This is a genomic window from Streptomyces sp. NEAU-YJ-81, assembly GCF_017592595.1.
In the GTDB taxonomy this organism is placed as follows: Bacteria; Actinomycetota; Actinomycetes; order Streptomycetales; family Streptomycetaceae; genus Streptomyces; species Streptomyces hygroscopicus_B.
Window position 1 is genome coordinate 619915 of record NZ_JAGFNO010000002.1, and the last position, 16849, is coordinate 636763.

General features: G+C 71.0%; 17 protein-coding genes and 1 pseudogene. 11 read left to right on the forward strand and 7 right to left on the reverse strand.

All coding sequences use genetic code 11. The features are described from left to right. Positions 1-32: 32 nt before the first annotated feature. From J5X86_RS08365 to J5X86_RS08385, 5 genes are all read left to right on the forward strand, one after another. Positions 33-182: a hypothetical protein gene (locus J5X86_RS08365; protein ID WP_162496074.1), complete on the forward strand. Its 150-nt coding sequence runs from the start codon at positions 33-35 to the stop codon at positions 180-182. Positions 183-190: 8 nt separating this feature from the next. After that, the gene (locus J5X86_RS08370; protein ID WP_208516103.1) at positions 191-889 is read left to right on the forward strand and encodes a pilus assembly protein TadG-related protein; all 699 of its coding nucleotides are present in this window, start codon (positions 191-193) and stop codon (positions 887-889) included. A 42-nt stretch (positions 890-931) separates the two neighbouring features. Then, the gene (locus tag J5X86_RS08375; protein ID WP_208516104.1) at positions 932-1519 is read left to right on the forward strand and encodes a hypothetical protein; all 588 of its coding nucleotides are present in this window, start codon (positions 932-934) and stop codon (positions 1517-1519) included. A gap of 8 nt (positions 1520-1527) precedes the next feature. Next, positions 1528-2163 (forward strand): OmpA family protein, encoded by a 636-nt coding sequence (locus J5X86_RS08380; RefSeq protein WP_208516105.1) that lies wholly within the window; start codon positions 1528-1530, stop codon positions 2161-2163. 137 nt (positions 2164-2300) lie between these two features. Then, positions 2301-3563, forward strand: coding sequence for an SLC13 family permease (locus J5X86_RS08385; RefSeq protein ID WP_208516161.1), 1263 nt, complete (start codon positions 2301-2303; stop codon positions 3561-3563). Between the two features lie 173 nt (positions 3564-3736). On the opposite strand, the gene J5X86_RS08390 is transcribed toward J5X86_RS08385, so the two are convergent. Both J5X86_RS08390 and J5X86_RS08395 read right to left on the reverse strand, forming a co-directional pair. After that, positions 3737-4141: a cold shock domain-containing protein gene (locus J5X86_RS08390; RefSeq protein WP_078643271.1), complete on the reverse strand. Its 405-nt coding sequence runs from the start codon at positions 4139-4141 to the stop codon at positions 3737-3739. A 102-nt stretch (positions 4142-4243) separates the two neighbouring features. Then, positions 4244-4717, reverse strand: a complete 474-nt coding sequence (locus J5X86_RS08395; RefSeq protein WP_208516106.1) for a DUF192 domain-containing protein — start codon at positions 4715-4717, stop codon at positions 4244-4246. Between the two features lie 83 nt (positions 4718-4800). Here J5X86_RS08395 and J5X86_RS08400 point away from each other — a divergent pair, with 83 nt between their 5' ends. The 5 genes from J5X86_RS08400 to J5X86_RS08420 all read left to right on the forward strand — a co-directional run bounded on the left by J5X86_RS08400 (position 4801) and on the right by J5X86_RS08420 (position 11190). Beyond that, positions 4801-5547 carry an A24 family peptidase gene (locus J5X86_RS08400; RefSeq protein ID WP_208516107.1) on the forward strand — a complete coding sequence of 249 codons (747 nt, stop codon included), beginning with the start codon at positions 4801-4803 and terminating at the stop codon, positions 5545-5547. A 293-nt stretch (positions 5548-5840) separates the two neighbouring features. Continuing rightward, complete coding sequence (locus tag J5X86_RS08405) at positions 5841-6602, forward strand: isoprenyl transferase (protein WP_078643274.1); 762 nt, start codon at positions 5841-5843, stop codon at positions 6600-6602. 396 nt (positions 6603-6998) lie between these two features. Continuing rightward, positions 6999-8333 (forward strand): PhoH family protein, encoded by a 1335-nt coding sequence (locus J5X86_RS08410; RefSeq protein WP_208516108.1) that lies wholly within the window; start codon positions 6999-7001, stop codon positions 8331-8333. Between the two features lie 429 nt (positions 8334-8762). Next, positions 8763-9479, forward strand: a complete 717-nt coding sequence (locus tag J5X86_RS08415; RefSeq protein ID WP_078643276.1) for a transglycosylase SLT domain-containing protein — start codon at positions 8763-8765, stop codon at positions 9477-9479. 145 nt (positions 9480-9624) lie between these two features. Next, complete coding sequence (locus tag J5X86_RS08420; RefSeq protein WP_208516109.1) at positions 9625-11190, forward strand: AI-2E family transporter; 1566 nt, start codon at positions 9625-9627, stop codon at positions 11188-11190. A 120-nt stretch (positions 11191-11310) separates the two neighbouring features. Here J5X86_RS08420 and J5X86_RS08425 read toward each other — a convergent pair whose 3' ends face one another. Beyond that, positions 11311-11850: an alkyl hydroperoxide reductase gene (locus tag J5X86_RS08425; protein WP_014054603.1), complete on the reverse strand. Its 540-nt coding sequence runs from the start codon at positions 11848-11850 to the stop codon at positions 11311-11313. A gap of 11 nt (positions 11851-11861) precedes the next feature. Next, positions 11862-12416 (reverse strand): peroxiredoxin, encoded by a 555-nt coding sequence (locus J5X86_RS08430; RefSeq protein ID WP_014054604.1) that lies wholly within the window; start codon positions 12414-12416, stop codon positions 11862-11864. Between the two features lie 138 nt (positions 12417-12554). On the opposite strand from J5X86_RS08430, the gene J5X86_RS08435 reads away from it, so the two are divergent. Next, positions 12555-13520, forward strand: a complete 966-nt coding sequence (locus tag J5X86_RS08435; protein ID WP_208516110.1) for a hydrogen peroxide-inducible genes activator — start codon at positions 12555-12557, stop codon at positions 13518-13520. A gap of 121 nt (positions 13521-13641) precedes the next feature. Here J5X86_RS08435 and J5X86_RS08440 read toward each other — a convergent pair whose 3' ends face one another. The 3 genes and pseudogenes from J5X86_RS08440 to J5X86_RS08450 all read right to left on the reverse strand — a co-directional run. Continuing rightward, the gene (locus tag J5X86_RS08440) at positions 13642-16053 is read right to left on the reverse strand and encodes an FtsX-like permease family protein (RefSeq protein WP_208516111.1); all 2412 of its coding nucleotides are present in this window, start codon (positions 16051-16053) and stop codon (positions 13642-13644) included. Then, positions 16050-16736 carry an ABC transporter ATP-binding protein gene (locus J5X86_RS08445; RefSeq protein ID WP_208516112.1) on the reverse strand — a complete coding sequence of 229 codons (687 nt, stop codon included), beginning with the start codon at positions 16734-16736 and terminating at the stop codon, positions 16050-16052. The genes J5X86_RS08440 and J5X86_RS08445 overlap by 4 nt, the downstream gene beginning before the upstream one ends. Continuing rightward, positions 16733-16849: pseudogene (locus J5X86_RS08450) on the reverse strand (PadR family transcriptional regulator); the annotation flags it as partial. The gene J5X86_RS08445 and the pseudogene J5X86_RS08450, both read right to left, overlap by 4 nt.

Genomic DNA, 16849 nt, shown 5'->3' on the forward strand with positions numbered 1-16849 from the left:
CCATGGAGGGGAACACAATGGGGAAGCGCGTCATGCGGAACGATCGGGGACAGACCTCGATCGAATATCTGGGCATCATCGCCGTGGTGGTGGCCATCGTGCTGGTCCTGTCGACCACGGACTTCGGCAGCATGATCGCGAACGCCATCTCCGACAAGATCTCACAGGTCGTCGGCATCTGACCGGTCCCGTGACAGCGCGCCGAGATCTCAGGAGCGACGCGGGGCAGGCATTTCCGATCTACATCACCGCGGTGGCGGGCCTGCTCTTCCTCGCGCTCGCCCTCTTCGCCGTCGGCCAGGCCGGAGCCACCCGCAACGGCGGACAGACCGCCGCCGACGCGGCGGCCCTCGCGGCCGCCCAGGACTACCGCGACCAGTTGCGCAAGGGGTTCCTGGAGGCGATCGCGGACGGCAGCGCCTGGGACGACCTGCTGAACGGACGGGGATTGGGCTCGACCAGCGCCTGTGATGAGGCGCAGTGGTTCGCCGGTCAGAACGGTGCGGACGTGACCGACTGCCACGGGCCCGAGTTCCTGCCGACGTCCTTCACCGTCACCGTCAGGACGCAGAAGCCCGTGGGCAAGACCGTCATCCCCGGCACGGAGACCAAGCACGCGAAGGCGACGGCCAAGGCGGTCGTCACCCCGCGCTGCACGGCCGAGCCGCCCGCCCCGCCGACCAAGGGGCCCGATGACGGCGACGGCGGTAAGGACGACGAGGGCGGGGACGGCGGTAAGGACGACGGGGACGGCGGTAAGGACGACGGCAAGGACGACAAGCCGCCCATCGACCTCCGCTGCGACGGACTCGACCTGACCATCGACCCGACGCGTCTCGACCTCTTCCCCGACGCCAAGGACCTGTTCTCCGTGCACCTTGCCGACTGACGGCCGACTGACGAGCGAACGAAGAGCAAAGGACAGCGAGCGATGAGCATTCGGCACACGACGAAGGCCCGGAGGGGGGCCGCCGCGACGGCGCTCGCCGCGGCCCTGGCCCTCGCCGTGGCCGGGTGCGGCAGCGGCGACGGCGACGGCGACAAGAAGCCCGGCGACGGCGCGAACCGGACGTCGACCGCGCCCAAGGACGACGGCGGGGATCAGGAGCCCGCGGCGGACTCGTCCAAGACCATCGGCGAGATGAAGGGTCCCGGCGGGATCGTCGTCACCCTGCACTCCGCGGAGCGCGACGACGGCGGGTTCGTCACCGTGAACGCCACCGTCACCAACCACGGCAGCCGGCTCTTCAACGCGATCGACTGGCGCTCGAAGGAGACCGAGGTGAAGTCCCTGTCGTCCGTCTCCGGCGCGTCCCTGGTCGACGAGAAGGGCAAGAAGCGCTATCTCGTCCTGCGGGACACCGACGGTCAGTGCCTGTGCACCACGGGGCTCTCCGGGATCAAGCCCAATGAGAGCCGGCCGCTGTTCGCACAGTTCCCGGCCCCGCCGAAGAGCGTCACCGAGGTCGACTTCCAGATCCCGACCATGCCGTCCGTCGGCATCACCCTCTCCGGATGAGCCGGGACATGACACCGCAGACGGCGGCCCGCCGCCCCGCGCGCCGCGGCCCCGTACTGGCCGCGCTGGCCTCCACCGCGCTCCTGGTCACCCTCACCGCCCCGGCGCCGCCAGCCCACGCGGACAGCGGCCCCGGCGCGCCCGCCGACACCACCCCGCCCCTGAAGATCGACGCCAAGGACTCCGATCTGAAGATGCCCGAGGGCGCCAAGCTGGCGCCCGGCCGGGTCCTGGACATCAAGTCCGTGGTCGAGACGGACGACGGCGACGAACGGCGGGAGGACACCAACGCCAAGGTGAAGTTCGCCCTCCAGGCCGAGGTGCTCTTCGGCAAGGACAGCGCCAAGCTGGGCGGCGAGGCGAAGGCCCGGATCAAGGAGATCGCCTCCGAGGCCGAGCGGCAGAACGCGAAGAGCGTCCGCGTCTTCGGCTTCACCGACGACCTGGGCTCCGCGGGCCATGGCATCGTGCTGTCGAAGCAGCGGGCCAACGCGGTGCAGCAGACGCTCGCCGAGGACCTCGACCCCTCGGTCAACTACGAGATCCGGGGCTACGGCGAGCAGTACCCGATCGCGGACAACGCGAGCGAGGAGGGCCGCAAGCGCAACCGCCGGGTGGAGGTCAGCTTCCCCAGGACCGCCTGAGCGGCCCGGTTCCCGGTTCCCCAGGACGGGCGGGCTGAGCGGTCCCGGCTTCCGGCTGCCCAGGACCGGCTGAGAGGCCCCGGCGGCGCGATGCCGCATCATGGGTGTGCCGATCACACCATCCGCCGGAGTCCGTTCTGAGTACCGCCGTCGCCGAGTCCCTTTCCGTCGTCCTGCTGCTCGGCGTACTGGCCTTCGCGGTGGTGCGCCCCCGGGGCCTGCCGGAAGCGGTCGCGGCCGTGCCCGCCGCCGGGATCGTCGTGGCCACCGGGGCGGTCTCGCCCGCCCGGGCCTGGACGGAGACCCAGGAACTGCTGCCCGTCGTGGGCTTTCTGGCCGCCGTGCTGCTGCTGGCCAGGATGTGCGCGGACGAGGGGCTCTTCGAGGCGGCGGGACAGGCCGTGGCGCGGGCCTGCGCGGGGCGTACGGACCGGCTCCTGGGCGGGGTGTTCGCCGTCGCGGCGGTCGTCACCGCCGTGCTGAGCCTGGACGCCACCGTCGTGCTGCTCACGCCCGTGGTGTTCGCCACGGCGGCCAAGCTCGGGGCGCGGTCCCGGCCGCATGTGTACGCCTGCGCCCATCTGTCGAACTCGGCGTCCCTGCTCCTTCCGGTCTCCAACCTCACCAACCTGCTCGCCTTTCAGGCCGGCGGGGTCTCCTTCACCCGTTTCGCCGTGCTGATGGGGCCCGCCTGGCTGCTGACCATCGGCATCGAGTACCTGGTCTTCCGCCGCTTCTTCGCCGCCGATCTGGCCGCCGGGACCTCCGAGCCCCCGCCCGCCGACTGGCCCCGGGTGCCGGTCTTCGCGCTGACCGTGCTGCTGCTGACCCTCGTCGGGTTCGTCGGGACCTCGCTGGCGGGCCTCGACCCCCAGTGGGCGGCCTGGGCGGGCGCCCTCGTGCTCACCGTAAGGGCGCTGCGGCGCCGCGAGACGACCGTAAGGGGGGCCATCGGCGCGGCCGGGCCGCTGTTCTGCCTGTTCGTGCTCGCGCTCGGCGTCGTGGTCCAGGCCGTGCTGGCGGGCGGTCTCCAGGACGCGCTGACCGAGGTGCTGCCCACCGGGACGAGCCTGCCCGCGCTGCTCGGGATCGCGGCCGTCGCGGCGGTGCTGGCCAACCTCATCAACAACCTGCCCGCCGTGCTGGCACTGCTGCCGATCGCCTCCGCGGGCGGCACCGGGCCCGTGCTCGCCGTGCTGATCGGCGTCAACCTGGGGCCCAACCTCACCTACGTCGGCTCCCTGGCCACCCTGCTGTGGCGGCGCATAGTGCACCACCACGAGCCGGACACCGGCTCCGACCTGGGGGTGTTCACCCGTCTGGGGCTGCTGACCGCACCGGCGACCGTGGTGGCCGCGACGGCGGCGATGTGGATGATGCTGAAGGTCACCGGAAGCTGAGAAGCGCCGGAAGCCGAGGAGCGCCGGAAGCTGAGAGGCGCTGGAACGCGAGGGTCCCTGGAACGCGAAGGGCCGCCGTCGCGACGGCTCGTCGCGGCGGCGGCCCTCAGCCCGCTGTCAGGACGCGATGCGGCCCGACGTCAGGATCCGATACCAGGATTCAGGATCCGGTATCAGGATTCGATCCAGTTGTGCGCCTGGGCGAGCTCGATGACCCGCCTGCGCACCTGCTTGATCTGGTCGGCGGTCAGGCTGCCGCCCATCTCGACCAGCGCCTCGGTGAGCTCCTGCCGGAGCTCGGCGACCGACAGCACATCGCACATGGTGTCGTCGCCGTCCGGCCCGGAGGGCCGTACGACCGGCGCGGCGGCGCGCTCGAGGACGCGGACCTCCGACGCCTTGGGCCCCTTGTCGCCGTACTCGGGAACGAACCGCACCTTGGACCCCGGCTGGAACAGGTGCTTCTCGTCCAGCAGGTCGTTGGCGTGCATGAAGACGTCCTCGCCACCGTCGTCCGGAGCGATGAAGCCGTAGCCGCGGAACTCGTCGAAACGCAGAATCTTGCCCGTGGTCGTCACCGTGCCACCCCTACCCCTACTACCTCTACCTCGATGATCCCGACCGCTACCTCGATGAATCTCGACCGCGATCGAGGGTGTCCCAACCATGACACCGAGAAGTCAGCGTACAGAAGGAGCGGGCGGCGCTGAAGGCCCGGGGGCGATCACGACGCGCACGCCCCGCCGCACGCCCCAGCGCTCCAACGCGCCCGCCTCCGCCTCCAGGACATGGCGGGCGCGCAGCCGGGGGCGCCCGAGCCGGCCGGGGCGCAGGGTGTGGACGTCCACGACGGTGAGCCGCCGGTCCAGATACGCGACGTCGATGGCGAACCGCATCCGGAAGGTGTGCACCCCGCTCGCCGGGGTGAGGAGGAGCGCGCCGGTCAGGCCGTCCCGGCCGAGCAGACCGCGGGCGCGGGCGCGATAGGAGGCGGCGATGGTGAGCGGAATGCCCGCCGCGCGCCCCGCGCTCAAGCCCGCCGCGCGCCCCGCGCTGTCCTCCGCGCCCTCCCGGTCCTCCTCTGCGCCGTCCGCTCCGTCCGCGCCGCCGACCACGTGCAGCGTCCCCGTACCGTCCCGCCAGCGGCCCACCATCCGGCCCCCCTTCGGCCCTTCCCGCGCCGTCCGCCCGTCCCGCGCAGTGTTCCACCGGCCGGGCGCTTCCGTAGGCTCGGCCCGTGCAACCGCTGCTGATCGTGCTCGCCGCCGCGTACGGCGCGGCCGCCGGGCTGCTCGTACCGCGCCCGCTCTACCGGCTGGCCGTCGATCCGGAGGAGCCCTGGCGCGGGGCCTGTCCGCGCGGGCACGCGCTCACCGGCCCGGCGCGCGGCTGGCTGGGCCCCGCCCGCTGCGCCGGCTGCCGGGGTGGCGAGCGGGACTACGGGACGGGCCCGCTGCCCGCCGCGGCGCTCACCGCGCTGGCGTGCGCGGGCCTGGCGGCGGCCGTCGGCGCCCGCCCGGAGCTGGCGGTGTGGCTGCTGCTGGTGCCGCTGGGGGTGCTGCTCACGGCCGTGGACCTGGCGGTCAACCGGCTGCCGGACGTCCTCACCCTGCCCATGGCGGGCGGGGCCGCCGCGCTGCTCGGCGCGGCGGCGCTGCTGCCGCACAGCGCCGGGTCCTGGCCGCGCGCACTGCTGGGCGGCGCGGTGCTGGGCGGGGCGTATCTGGTGCTGTTCCTGATCAGCCCGAGCGGGATGGGGTTCGGCGACGTCAAGCTGGCGCTGACGCTGGGGGTCGCCCTGGGCTGGTACGGCTGGGACGTGCTCTTTGTGGGCGCCTTCGCCGGGCTGCTGCTGGGCTCCTGCTGCGCCGCGGCCCTGGTGCTGACCCGGCGGGCCGGGCGCCGGACCGCGATGGCGTTCGGCCCTTTCATGATCCTCGGGGCGGGCGCCGGGCTGGTGCTGGGGGCGCTCGGGGCCGGATGAAACCGGCGCGCGAATTGTCGGCCCCGCCGATGCATGGACATCCCCTCACGAAGCGTTATGGTGGAAGCCCCCCCTCGGGCCGGTCCGTACTCCCCCCCACGGACCGGCCCGCTTTATTTGGGGCATCCGGGACCCCAGGGGCGGCACGTATCCCGCACGGTCGGCTACGAAGCGTGACGCAGGGCGATCGTTTGGCCGTCCCGGTTAGCCAGCCTCCCGGCCCCGCAGTAGGGTGTCGGCCTTGGGGCGGACTGCCATGGCAAGCCATGCGAGGCACTGAGGGGCTGGAAGACGTGAAGTTGCGCGACCTGGTGTACGGGCTCTACGCACGCCGGGTGGAAGGCCGCCTCGATCACGCCCAGGTGCCCAAGCACATCGGCGTCATCCTCGACGGCAACCGTCGCTGGGCCCGCGCGGCCGGCGGCACCGCCGAGCAGGGGCACAAGGCGGGCGCCAGCAAGATCCAGGAGCTGCTCGGCTGGTGCAGTGAGACGGACGTCGAGGTCGTCACCCTCTGGCTGCTCTCCACGGACAACCTGGACCGCCCCGAGGACGAGCTGGGACCGCTTCTGAGCATCATCGAGGGCGCGGTGCGCGATCTGGCCGCCGACGGCCGCTGGCGGGTGCACCACGTCGGCAACCGCGATCTGCTGCCCTCCCGGACCCAGACGGTCCTCAAGGAGGCCGAGCGGGACACCGAGCACATCGACGGAATACTGGTCAATGTGGCCGTCGGCTACGGCGGACGGCAGGAGATCGCCGACGCGGTGCGGTCGCTGCTGCTGGACCACGCCACCAAGGGCACCTCTTTCGAGGAGCTCGCCGAGGTCGTCGACATCGACCTCATCTCCGAACACCTGTACACCCGTGGGCAGCCGGATCCCGACCTGGTGATCCGCACCAGCGGTGAGCAGCGGCTCTCCGGCTTCATGCTGTGGCAGAGCGCCCATTCGGAGTACTACTTCTGTGAAGTTTTCTGGCCCGCTTTCCGCAAGGTCGACTTCCTCCGCGCACTGCGCGACTACGCCGCCCGTCACCGCAGGTACGGCAACTAGTTCCGGTCTGTAGCACCGCAGTTCACCGGCCCGGGGCCGGACGCCGCCCGGCGTCCGGCCCCGGGCCGTGTAGCACGCTGGTTTCACAACGTTCATATCCGCGCCGTCATATGCCGTTGCATGCCCCCGCACGTTCGAGGGAATATCCCTTCCAGGTCGACGCCCTGTCCCACCTGTCCAGTTGGGTGTCGAACTGCCAGCGGACGGCATTGGGCCGTCCGTCCGGGAGGCCCTTTGCACACGGACGACTGTGCGGATCGTGCGTATGACGCGGAGGGCCGGCGCTCGGCCCTCCCAGTAGGGCCTGAGCCCGGTCCGTTCCCCGTCTACGGCGGGGATACCTCACTCCCGCGACGCCGTCGCACCCCAACCTCTCCCGAGGGGGTACGTCCACCCGTGGTGACCAGCAAGAAACGCCGCGAGCAAGACCGGCGCACCTATGTCCTCGACACCAGCGTCCTGCTGGCCGACCCCAATGCCATGGCCCGCTTCGACGAGCACGAAGTCGTGCTGCCGGTCGTGGTGGTCACGGAACTGGAGGCCAAGCGGCACCACCCGGAGCTCGGGTACTTCGCGCGGCAGGCGCTTCGCCTGCTGGACGAGTACCGCGTCCGGTTCGGCCGCCTTGACGCCCCGATCCCGATCGGCGATCTGGGCGGGACTCTGCGTGTCGAGCTCAACCACTCCGACCCGGGTGTTCTGCCCGCGGCCTTCCTGAATCACGGCCGCATCCCGGACAACGACGCGCGGATCCTCGCGGTCGCCAGAAACCTGCAGGCCGAGGGGTATGACGTCACCGTCGTATCGAAGGATCTGCCACTGCGCATCAAGGCGTCCTCGGTGGGGCTGCTCGCCGAGGAGTACCGCGCGGAGCTGGCGATAACCGACTCGGGCTGGACCGGGATGGCGGAGCTCGCCGTCTCGGCCGAGCAGGTGGACGACCTCTTCGCCGCCGAGACCGCGCATGTCCCCGAGGCGGCCGGACTGCCCGTGCACACCGGTCTGGTGCTGCAGTCCGAGCGTGGCAACGCGCTCGGCCGGGTCACCCCGGACGGGCAGGTGCGACTGGTGCGCGGCGACCGGGAGGCGTTCGGGATCCACGGGCGCAGCGCGGAGCAGCGCATCGCGCTGGACCTGCTGCTCGACCCGGACGTCGGCATCATCTCGATGGGCGGCCGGGCCGGTACGGGCAAGTCGGCGCTGGCGCTGTGCGCCGGTCTCGAGGCCGTGCTGGAGCGGCGTCAGCACCGCAAAGTGATGATCTTCCGCCCGCTGTACGCGGTGGGTGGCCAGGAGCTGGGCTATCTGCCCGGCTCCGAGGCCGAGAAGATGAGCCCCTGGGCTCAGGCGGTCTTCGACACGCTGTCCGCGGTGACCAGCGCCGAGGTGATCGAGGAGGTCGTGGGGCGCGGGATGCTGGAGGTGATGCCGCTGACCCATATCCGCGGCCGCTCGCTCCATGACGCCTTCGTCATCGTCGACGAGGCCCAGTCGCTCGAGCGGAATGTGCTGCTCACCGTGCTGTCCCGGATCGGCGCCAACTCCCGGGTGGTGCTGACCCACGACGTGGCCCAGCGGGACAACCTCCGCGTCGGTCGGTACGACGGTGTGGTGGCGGTCGTCGAGAAACTGAAGGGGCATCCGCTGTTCGCGCATGTCACCCTGACCCGCTCCGAGCGTTCGCCGATCGCGGCGCTGGTGACCGAAATGCTGGAGGACGGCCACATCTGAGCTGGTTGAGTCGTTTGCGACCACAGGGCGCCGCGCGGAAAGGCCAATGAGCTTAGCCGCGCGGCGTCTTGGCGCGCGGGGATTTCCAGAAACCCTAGGGCGTAAACGGGATGTGAGCTTTCACACCTGGCGGGGAATTGCCTCGGGGGCTCCGCGTCCGGCAGTGTGTGGGTTCTGTCAGGCCCCGCATACGGCACACAGGTACCCCCAGCGGTACAGAACCACAGCAACACCAGAATTGAAGAGAGTTCGCCGTATGCCGCCCGAGCACCTCGAGGATCTCCCGCGGGGGATCCCCACCGGGCCCGTGCCTCCCGTGACCAGCCGACCCCATCGTGTACCACCGGGGACGGAACAAGGGGAGGCCAGCGTCAGGGGCACGATTGCGCCCGCGAGGTCACCTAAGCGGGCGAGCTGGAAGGAAACCGAGTGAGCCGGATTTCGGTCCGGGGATTCGCAGTGGCCTCGGCCACCGCGGTCACCACTGTGGGCGCCGTTGTCGGCGTCGCCGCGGGCGGACAGCAGCAGGGCTCGTCCGACCCGATCGAGGCGACAGCCGCCGACTCGACGCTCCTTGCGGACATACCCGCCGGGCAGCAGGCCGTTGCCCAGACCGCATCCCTGACGCAGCAGGCGGACGTTCAGTCCACCGCGGCCGACGCGGAGGCGCGCAAGTCCGCCGAGGAGGCAGCCCGCAAGCAGGCGGCCAAGGACGCGAAGGCCAAGAAGGCCGCCGCGGACAAGGCAGCCGCCGAGAAGCTGGCCAAGGAGCGGGAGGCGAAGGAGAAGAAGGACGACGTCGCGAGCCGTTCGGCCACGCGTGACGCCGGCGACTTCCCCCAGCAGGCCTCCTACACGATCTCCGAAGTCCAGTCGATGGCGCGGCAGATCGTTCCGAGTGGCCAGTTCCAGTGCTTCAGCAACATCGTGGACCACGAGTCCACCTGGAACTACCAGGCCAGCAACCCCTCGTCTGGTGCCTACGGTCTGGTACAGGCGCTGCCCGCCTCCAAGATGTCCTCGGCGGGCTCCGACTGGCAGACCAACCCGGCCACCCAGATCAAGTGGGGCGTGAACTACATGAACGAGCGCTACGGCAGTCCGTGTGACGCCTGGGCGTTCTGGCAGGCCAACGGCCACTACTGAGCCGATCGGGCCGGGCCATCCCGGCAGCGGCGCACGCTCGCATACTTCACGAAACCCCCGGCCCATGGGTCGGGGGTTTCGTGCATCCCCAGCAGGTAACGTCTCCTTGACGGCCGAGGGGGAACCTGGGGGTAGGAAACGAGAAATGTCCAAATTGCCGCAGTGGGTCGGCAGGCTGGGAACCGGACTTACCCGGCTCGCCCACCGGCTGGAATCCCAACAGGCCGAGATGCGGGGGCGCGAGGGCGACGGCGACGCCGGCCCGAGGCCCCCATCGGGGCCCGAACCATCCGAGGAACGGCCACGGGGGGCACGGCCGTCCGGCGGCGCGCCCGGCACCGGAGCGGGCCAGGACCAGGGCGCCGGAGCCGCACGGGGCGGCGCCGAGAGCGCCAGGGGGGCTGAGGGCCGGGAGAGTTCCGCGAGCCCGGCGGGCCCCGAGGGTCCCCGGAGTTCCGCGGGCGCCGCGGGGAAGGGCGCGGAGGGCGAGGCCCCCCGGCCGGAGCCGTCCAGCGTGCCCGCCCCGCCCGCCTACGCCCCCGCCGTCTCCGCCAAACCCGATCCGGTGGACGCCGTCCCCTGGGGCGTCCGCGTCGCCGCCGAGGCCGCCTGGCGGCTGCTGGTGCTCGGCGGCACGGTATGGGTGCTCATGAGGGTCATCAGCTCCGTCCAGCTGGTGGTGCTCTCCTTCACCGTCGCGCTCCTCATCACCGCACTGCTGGAACCCACCGTGACCCGGCTGCGCCGGCGCGGTGTGCCGCGCGGGCTGGCCACCGCGCTCACCTTCATCGCCGGCTTCGTCGTCATGGGCCTGGTCGTATGGTTCGTGGTCTGGCAGGTCATGGAGAACATCGACGAGGTCTCGGGCGAGGTCCAGGCCGGTATCGACGATCTGCGGCGCTGGCTGCTGCACAGCCCGTTCCATGTGACCGAGAAGCAGATCAACCACATCGCCAAGAGTCTGCGCGAGGCGGTCGGCGCCAACACCGAGCAGATCACCTCGGCGGGGCTCGAGGGCGTTACGGTCGTCGTGGAGGTGCTGACCGGCCTTCTGCTGACGATGTTCTCCACGCTCTTCCTGCTGTACGACGGCCCGAAGATCTGGAACTGGACCCTCAAGCTGGTCCCCGCCCCGGCCCGCGAGGGCGTGGCGGGCGCGGGTCCGCGGGCGTGGGCGACGCTGACCGCCTATGTGCGCGGCACGGTGATCGTGGCGCTGATCGACGCGATCTTCATCGGCGTGGGTCTGTTCTTCCTCGATGTGCCGATGGCCGTGCCACTGGCCGTGTTCATCTTCCTCTTCGCCTTCATCCCGCTGGTGGGTGCGGTGGTCTCCGGAGCGCTCGCGGTGGTCGTGGCGCTGGTCACTCAGGGCGTGTTCACGGGCGCGATGGTGCTGATCGTGGTGCTGGCCGTACAGCAGCTCGAGGGCCATGTGCTCCAGCCGTTCATCCTCGGCCGGGCGGTGCGGGTCCATCCGCTGGCCGTGGTGCTCTCGGTCGCGGCCGGTTCGCTGATCGGCGGCATCGGCGGCGCGGTGGTGGCCGTCCCCCTGGTGGCGGTCGCCAACGCGGTCGTCGTCTATCTGCGCAGCTACAGCCAGGAGAACGCGCTGCGCGCCGTCCCGGGCCCGCACGGCGCCACCGCCTCCGGCACGGCGCCCACCGACCCGCCGGACGCGCCGCCGGGGAAGGACGCCGAGCCCCGGTGAACCCGGGACCGGCCCGTGACCGTTGAACGCCGAAGGGCGCCCCACCGATCGGTGGGGCGCCCTTCCGGTCTCCGCGACCGTTCTGGTCTCCGCGACCGAGCGGTCTTGTGACCGAGCGGGTCAGCCGTTCGCGGCCAGGACGCCCTCGGCGTCCAGGGTGGCGCCGACCGCCTGCAGCACAGAGGCGATCTTGAAAGCTTCCTGGATCGTCTCGCGGTCCACGCCCGCCTTGCGGAGCACCTGCTCATGCGAGTCGAGGCACATTCCGCAGCCGTTGATCGCGGACACGGCCAGCGACCACAGCTCGAAGTCGACCTTCTCGACACCCGGGTTGCCGATGACGTTCATCCGCAGTCCGGCGCGCAGGTTGTTGTACTCCGGGTCGGACAGCAGGTGCCGGGTCCGGTAGTAGACGTTGTTCATCGCCATGATGGCGGCCGCCGACTTGGCGGCGGTGTACGCCTCCGGCGAGAGGTTGGCCTTGGCCTCCGGCTCCAGCTCGGTCAGCACCCGCGCCGAGCGCGAGGCGATCGCGCAGGCCAGCACGGTGCCCCACAGCTGCTGCTGCGGAAGCTCGGAGTTGCCGATCACCGAACCGAGGTTCAGCTTGAGGTCCTTGGCGTAGTCCGGAAGCGCGGACTTCAGTTCATCGAGTGCCATGGGGAATCAGCTCACTCACCGGAGAGGAGGGCCACCGGGTCCAGGGTGTCCTCGCCCTTGCTCCAGTTGCAGGGGCACAGCTCGTCGGTCTGCAGGGCGTCCAGCACCCGCAGGACCTCCTTGGGGTTACGGCCCACGGAACCGGCCGTCACCATGGTGAACTGGATCTCGTTGTTCTGGTCCACGATGAACACGGCGCGCTGTGCGAAGCCGTCCTCGCCCTCGATGCCCAGGTCGCGCATCAGCTCGTGCTTGGAGTCGGCCAGCATCGGGAACGGCAGGTCGCGCAGGTCCGGGTGGTCCTTGCGCCAGGCGTGGTGGACGAACTCGGAGTCGCCGGAGAAGCCCAGGATCTGGGCGTCACGGTCGGCGAACTCCTCGTTCAGCTTGCCGAAGGCGGCGATCTCCGTCGGGCATACGAAGGTGAAGTCCTTCGGCCACGCGAAGACGATCTTCCACTTGCCCTCGTAGGTCTTGTGGTTGATCTGCTCGAACTCCTTGCCGCTCTCCAGCGACACGCAGGCGGTCAGGTCGTACTCGGGGAACTTGTCACCGACGGTGAGCACGCACACTCCTTGCAGGTTTTGCGTAGGAAAGACCCGGTCATCCGGGTTTCCCTGGGGTTGGACGGTCCTACCTTGGCACAGCGTGCATTGATCAGTGAAATAGCTACACTCGGTGGGGTTGATTGGAGGTGGCTATCAGTGGCCGCATCAGCCACACCGGCGGGCAAACCACGGCAGCCCAGCATTTCCCAGCTCAGGGCCTTTGTCGCGGTCGCGGAGCAGCTGCACTTCCGCGATGCTGCGGCCGCCATCGGGATGAGCCAGCCCGCGCTCTCGGGCGCCGTCGCGGCCCTCGAGGAGACACTCGGTGTCCAGCTCCTCGAGCGTACGACGCGCAAGGTGCTGCTCAGCCCGGCGGGGGAGCGGCTGGCGGCCCGGGCACGCACCGTGTTGGAGGCGGTCGGGGAGCTGCTGGAGGAGGCCGAGGCGGCGCGGGCGCCCTTCACCGGCGTGCTGCGGCTCGGGGTGATCCCGACCGTGGCGCCGTATCTGCTGCCGACCGTGCTGCGGCTGGTGCATGAGCGCTATCCCCGGCTCGATCTCCAGGTGTACGAGGAGCAGACCGCCTCGCTGCTGGACGGGCTGGCCCACGGCCGCCTCGATCTGCTGCTGCTCGCGGTGCCGCTCGGCGCCCCCGGGGTGGTCGAATTGCCGCTGTTCGACGAGGACTTCGTCCTGGTCACGCCGCGGGACCACTGGCTGGGCGGACGCGATGACATCCCCCGCGAGGCGCTCAAGGAGCTGGATCTGCTGCTGCTCGACGAGGGCCACTGCCTGCGCGACCAGGCCCTGGACATCTGTCGTGAGGCGGGCCGCACCGAGGGCACCCCGGTGACCACCAGCGCCGCCGGGCTCTCCACCCTGGTGCAGCTGGTCGCGGGCGGTCTCGGGGTGACGCTGCTGCCGCGCACCGCGCTGCGGGTGGAGACCGCGCGCAACGACCATCTGGCCACCGGTGACTTCGCCGATCCGGCGCCCGCCCGCCGGATTGCCCTGGCCATGCGGGCGGGCGCGGCGCGCACGGAGGAGTTCGAGGCGTTCGCGGAGGCGCTGCGGGAGGCGCTGCGGCCACTGCCGGTGCGGGTCGCCGGCCGGTCCGCCTGAACACGCCGCCCGGGGCCGGTCCGCCGGAACACGCAGCCAGGGCCGGTCCGCCTGAACACGCCACCGGGGGCCGTTCCCATGGTGAGGAACGGCCCCCGGTGAGGTGGGGCGGTAGAGGTGCCTACTCCGTCCGCAGACCCTCCGGCCGCATCATCCGCCACAGCGGCGGCAGGCTGACCAGGGTCACCAGCAGGATCACGCCGCCGCCGATGCCGGTCATGGTGCCGAGCCCGGCCCAGTCCACGGCCAGCGGCTGGCCGACCATCTTCAGCAGCAGCACGCCCAGCGCCAGCCCGCCCGCGATCGACAGCGCCAGGCCCAGCACTACCGGGACCGCGGTCTGCCACAGCACCGACCAGCTCAGCGTGGTGCGCCGGGTGCCGAAGGCGACGAGGACGGACAGCAGCCGCTTGCGCTCGCGTAGCTGCTCCAGGGTGGTCACGATCATGCTGGCCCCGATGAGCAGCAGGGTCGCGGTGGCGCCGATGAACAGGGCCTTGCGGATGACCGTGAACTCATCCGACTGCGAGGTGCTGCTGAGCCGCATGACATCGATCGTCGGGGAGAACACCGCGCTGGTGTTGCGCACGTACTCGGTGGCGTCCGGCACCTTCGGATCCATCCGCATCATGGCCACCGCGTTTGGTTTCGCCAGCTTGGCGACGTCGAAGGCGCCGGGGGTGGCGAAGATACCGGTGCGCTCACTGCCGATCGGGTCATGCCGGGACTTCACCACCTTGGCCGAGTGGGGAATCGTCCACAGCTTCTTGTGGCGCAGGTCCGGCATGCTCTCGTCGTCGAAGGCGAGATTGACCTGGGCGCCCGGCTTGGCAAACTTGTCCCCGGCCTCGTAGTAGTCGGGCGGCGCGTCGACGAGGAAGACATCGCCGTTCTTGCAGCTGGTGATGCGGGCCACCTCGCGCAGCGAGGGGCAGTCGGCGACGGTGAGGGCCTCTTCCGGGGCCGTCGACGGGTCGTCCTTGCTGTGGCGCAGAGCGGAGACGTAGCCCTCGGTGACACCGAGCATGTCGCGTACGCCCTTGGTCGCGCGGTACCGCTCGAAGGCGTCGCGGGCCTCGGAACCGGTGGACACCGGGACGGTCGCCATCAGCTGGGCGCGGGTCGGGTCCTGACCGGTCGACTGGCTGTCCTGAGCCTCCACGCTGGCGAAGAGCATCTGGAGCGCGAGGGCCCCGGCGACGGCGACCGTGATGCCGCTGACCGCGCGCGAAGCGGTGCCGCTGCTGAGCTGGAGCCGGCGGGTGGCGAGTTGCCAGGGCACCGAGCCCTTGCCGCCGAACCGCTCCACCACGGCCTCGACGATCCAGGGCAGCAGCGCGGTGACGCCGACGAGCAGTAGCACGGCGCCGGCCGCGGCCTGGTACGCCTTGGTGTCACCGCCCCCGCTGCCCGCCTGGAAACCACCGGCGAGCGGCAGCAGCAGGGCCATGCCCAGGAGCGGCAGCAGCAGCCGCCACCACAGACGGCGGCGCTTGGGCCTGGCGTTCCGTACGACGCCCAGCGGCTCGATGGCGATACCGCGCAGGGCGAGCAGCGTGACCATGACGGCCGAGGCGGGCACGGCCACCGCGATCGTCAGGGCGAGCGGGGCGGACGGCACGATGTCGGAGGCGAAGAAGCTGATGTCCCAGACCACGATCCCCTCGATGAACACGCGCACCAGCAGGAACAGTCCGGTGCCCACGGCCAGCCCGAGGAGGGAGCCGAAGAGCGACTCACCCGCGGCGATCCGCCGGGTCATATGGATGTCCGCGCCGACCAGCCGCAGCGCGGCCAGCCTCCGGTCGCGCCGCTCACCGCCGAAGCGGGCGGCGGTGGCGATGAAGATGAGCACCGGCAGCAGCAGCACCACACAGCCCACGATGATCAGCAGCAGCAGCGCGGGGTTGAGGGGCTGGGGCTTGCCGACGTTCTTGGTGCCCCAACGGTCGATGCGGTAGTCGCCGCCCGCCTGGTCGAACGCTTTGTGGGTGATCCCCGCGTAGTAGCGCAGGTCGTTCGGGCCGGAGAGGCCGTCGTGGGAGATGGTGCCGATGGTGCGGTAGGGGAAGCGGTCGCGCAGCAGCTTGCCCTCGTCGGAGTCGAGCAGCTTCTTCAGCGCGGGCGAGATCCACATCTGGCCGGGGTCCGGGAGATGGCTGATGCCCGGGGGCTTGGGCGGGCTGTCGCCGTCGGGCGCCATCACCAGGCCCTCGATGTCCTGGTCGCGGTAGGTGGTGTTCGCCTGGCCGAGGCGGATGGTGTCGGGGCCGGGCTTGGGGTCCACCTCGAAGCCGAGCGCGGCACGCCTGTCGGACCGCTCACCGCGCAGGTCGTACGCGGTGGGGGCGGAGGAGGCCACCAGCAGCAGCACCACTCCCAGGCCGACGCCCACCGCCGTCATGATCGTCCTGGCCCAGCTCTCCCGGCCGCCGGTGACCGCGAACCGGGCGCCCATGGCCAAGTCGGCGGCCCAGCGGGCGACGGAGATGCGGGCGCGGGGCTCCTGCGCCGGGGCGTCCTGGCCGCTCATCGGACCCCTGCCATGTCCCGGGCCTTGCCGTCGCGGACCACGACCTCGCGGTCGGAGTAGGCGGCGACCCGGGCCTCGTGGGTGACCAGCACCACGGCGGTACGGGACTCGCGGGCGGCCTCGGTCAGCAGCTCCATGACCCGCTCGCCGTTGAGCGAGTCCAGCGCGCCGGTCGGCTCGTCGGCGAACAGCACCCGCGGCGCGGTGACCAGCGACCGGGCGACGGCGACCCGCTGCCCCTGGCCGCCGGAGACCTCGCCGGGCCGCTTGGCCGCCACGGCGTCGACCTCCAGCCGCTCCATCCAGGACTCGGCGCGGGCCTCGGCCTCCTTGCGCTTGGTGCCGTTGAGCCGCAGCGGCAGGGCGACGTTCTCCACACAGGTCAGCTCGGGGACGAGCTGGCCGAATTGGAAGACGAAGCCGAACTCGCCGCGGCGCAGGCTGCTGCGCTCGGTGTCGGACATGGCGGTCAGCTCGCGCCCGCCGTAGTGGACGGTGCCGGAGTCCGGCCGGACGATCCCGGCCAGGCAGTGGAGCAGGGTCGACTTGCCGGAGCCGGAGGGGCCCATGACGGCGACGACCTCGCCGGGGTGGATGGAGAAGTCCGCACCGTCCAGGGCGGGGGTGTGACCGTACGTCTTGTTCAGGGACGTGGCGATCAGCAAGGAGCCTGCCGGGGTCATGAACGCACCGCCTTGGCGAGTTGGCCGAGGCGGGCGGCGGTGAGTTCCAGCCAGCGCAGATCGGCCTCGAGATGGAAGAGGGCGTGGTCGCAGATGAGTTGGTCGCTGAGGTC

Excerpts from the sequence above, each read along its gene's own strand:
- J5X86_RS08380 (WP_208516105.1), top strand. The coding sequence starts at position 1,528 with ATGACACCGCAGACGGCGGCCCGCCGCCCCGCGCGCCGCGGCCCCGTA.
- J5X86_RS08440 (WP_208516111.1), bottom strand. The coding sequence starts at position 16,053 with ATGAGCGGCCAGGACGCCCCGGCGCAGGAGCCCCGCGCCCGCATCTCC.
- J5X86_RS08420 (WP_208516109.1), top strand. The coding sequence starts at position 9,625 with ATGTCCAAATTGCCGCAGTGGGTCGGCAGGCTGGGAACCGGACTTACC.
- J5X86_RS08395 (WP_208516106.1), bottom strand. The coding sequence starts at position 4,717 with ATGGTGGGCCGCTGGCGGGACGGTACGGGGACGCTGCACGTGGTCGGC.
- J5X86_RS08425 (WP_014054603.1), bottom strand. The coding sequence starts at position 11,850 with ATGGCACTCGATGAACTGAAGTCCGCGCTTCCGGACTACGCCAAGGAC.
- J5X86_RS08445 (WP_208516112.1), bottom strand. The coding sequence starts at position 16,736 with ATGACCCCGGCAGGCTCCTTGCTGATCGCCACGTCCCTGAACAAGACG.
- J5X86_RS08375 (WP_208516104.1), top strand. The coding sequence starts at position 932 with ATGAGCATTCGGCACACGACGAAGGCCCGGAGGGGGGCCGCCGCGACG.
- J5X86_RS08365 (WP_162496074.1), top strand. The coding sequence starts at position 33 with ATGCGGAACGATCGGGGACAGACCTCGATCGAATATCTGGGCATCATC.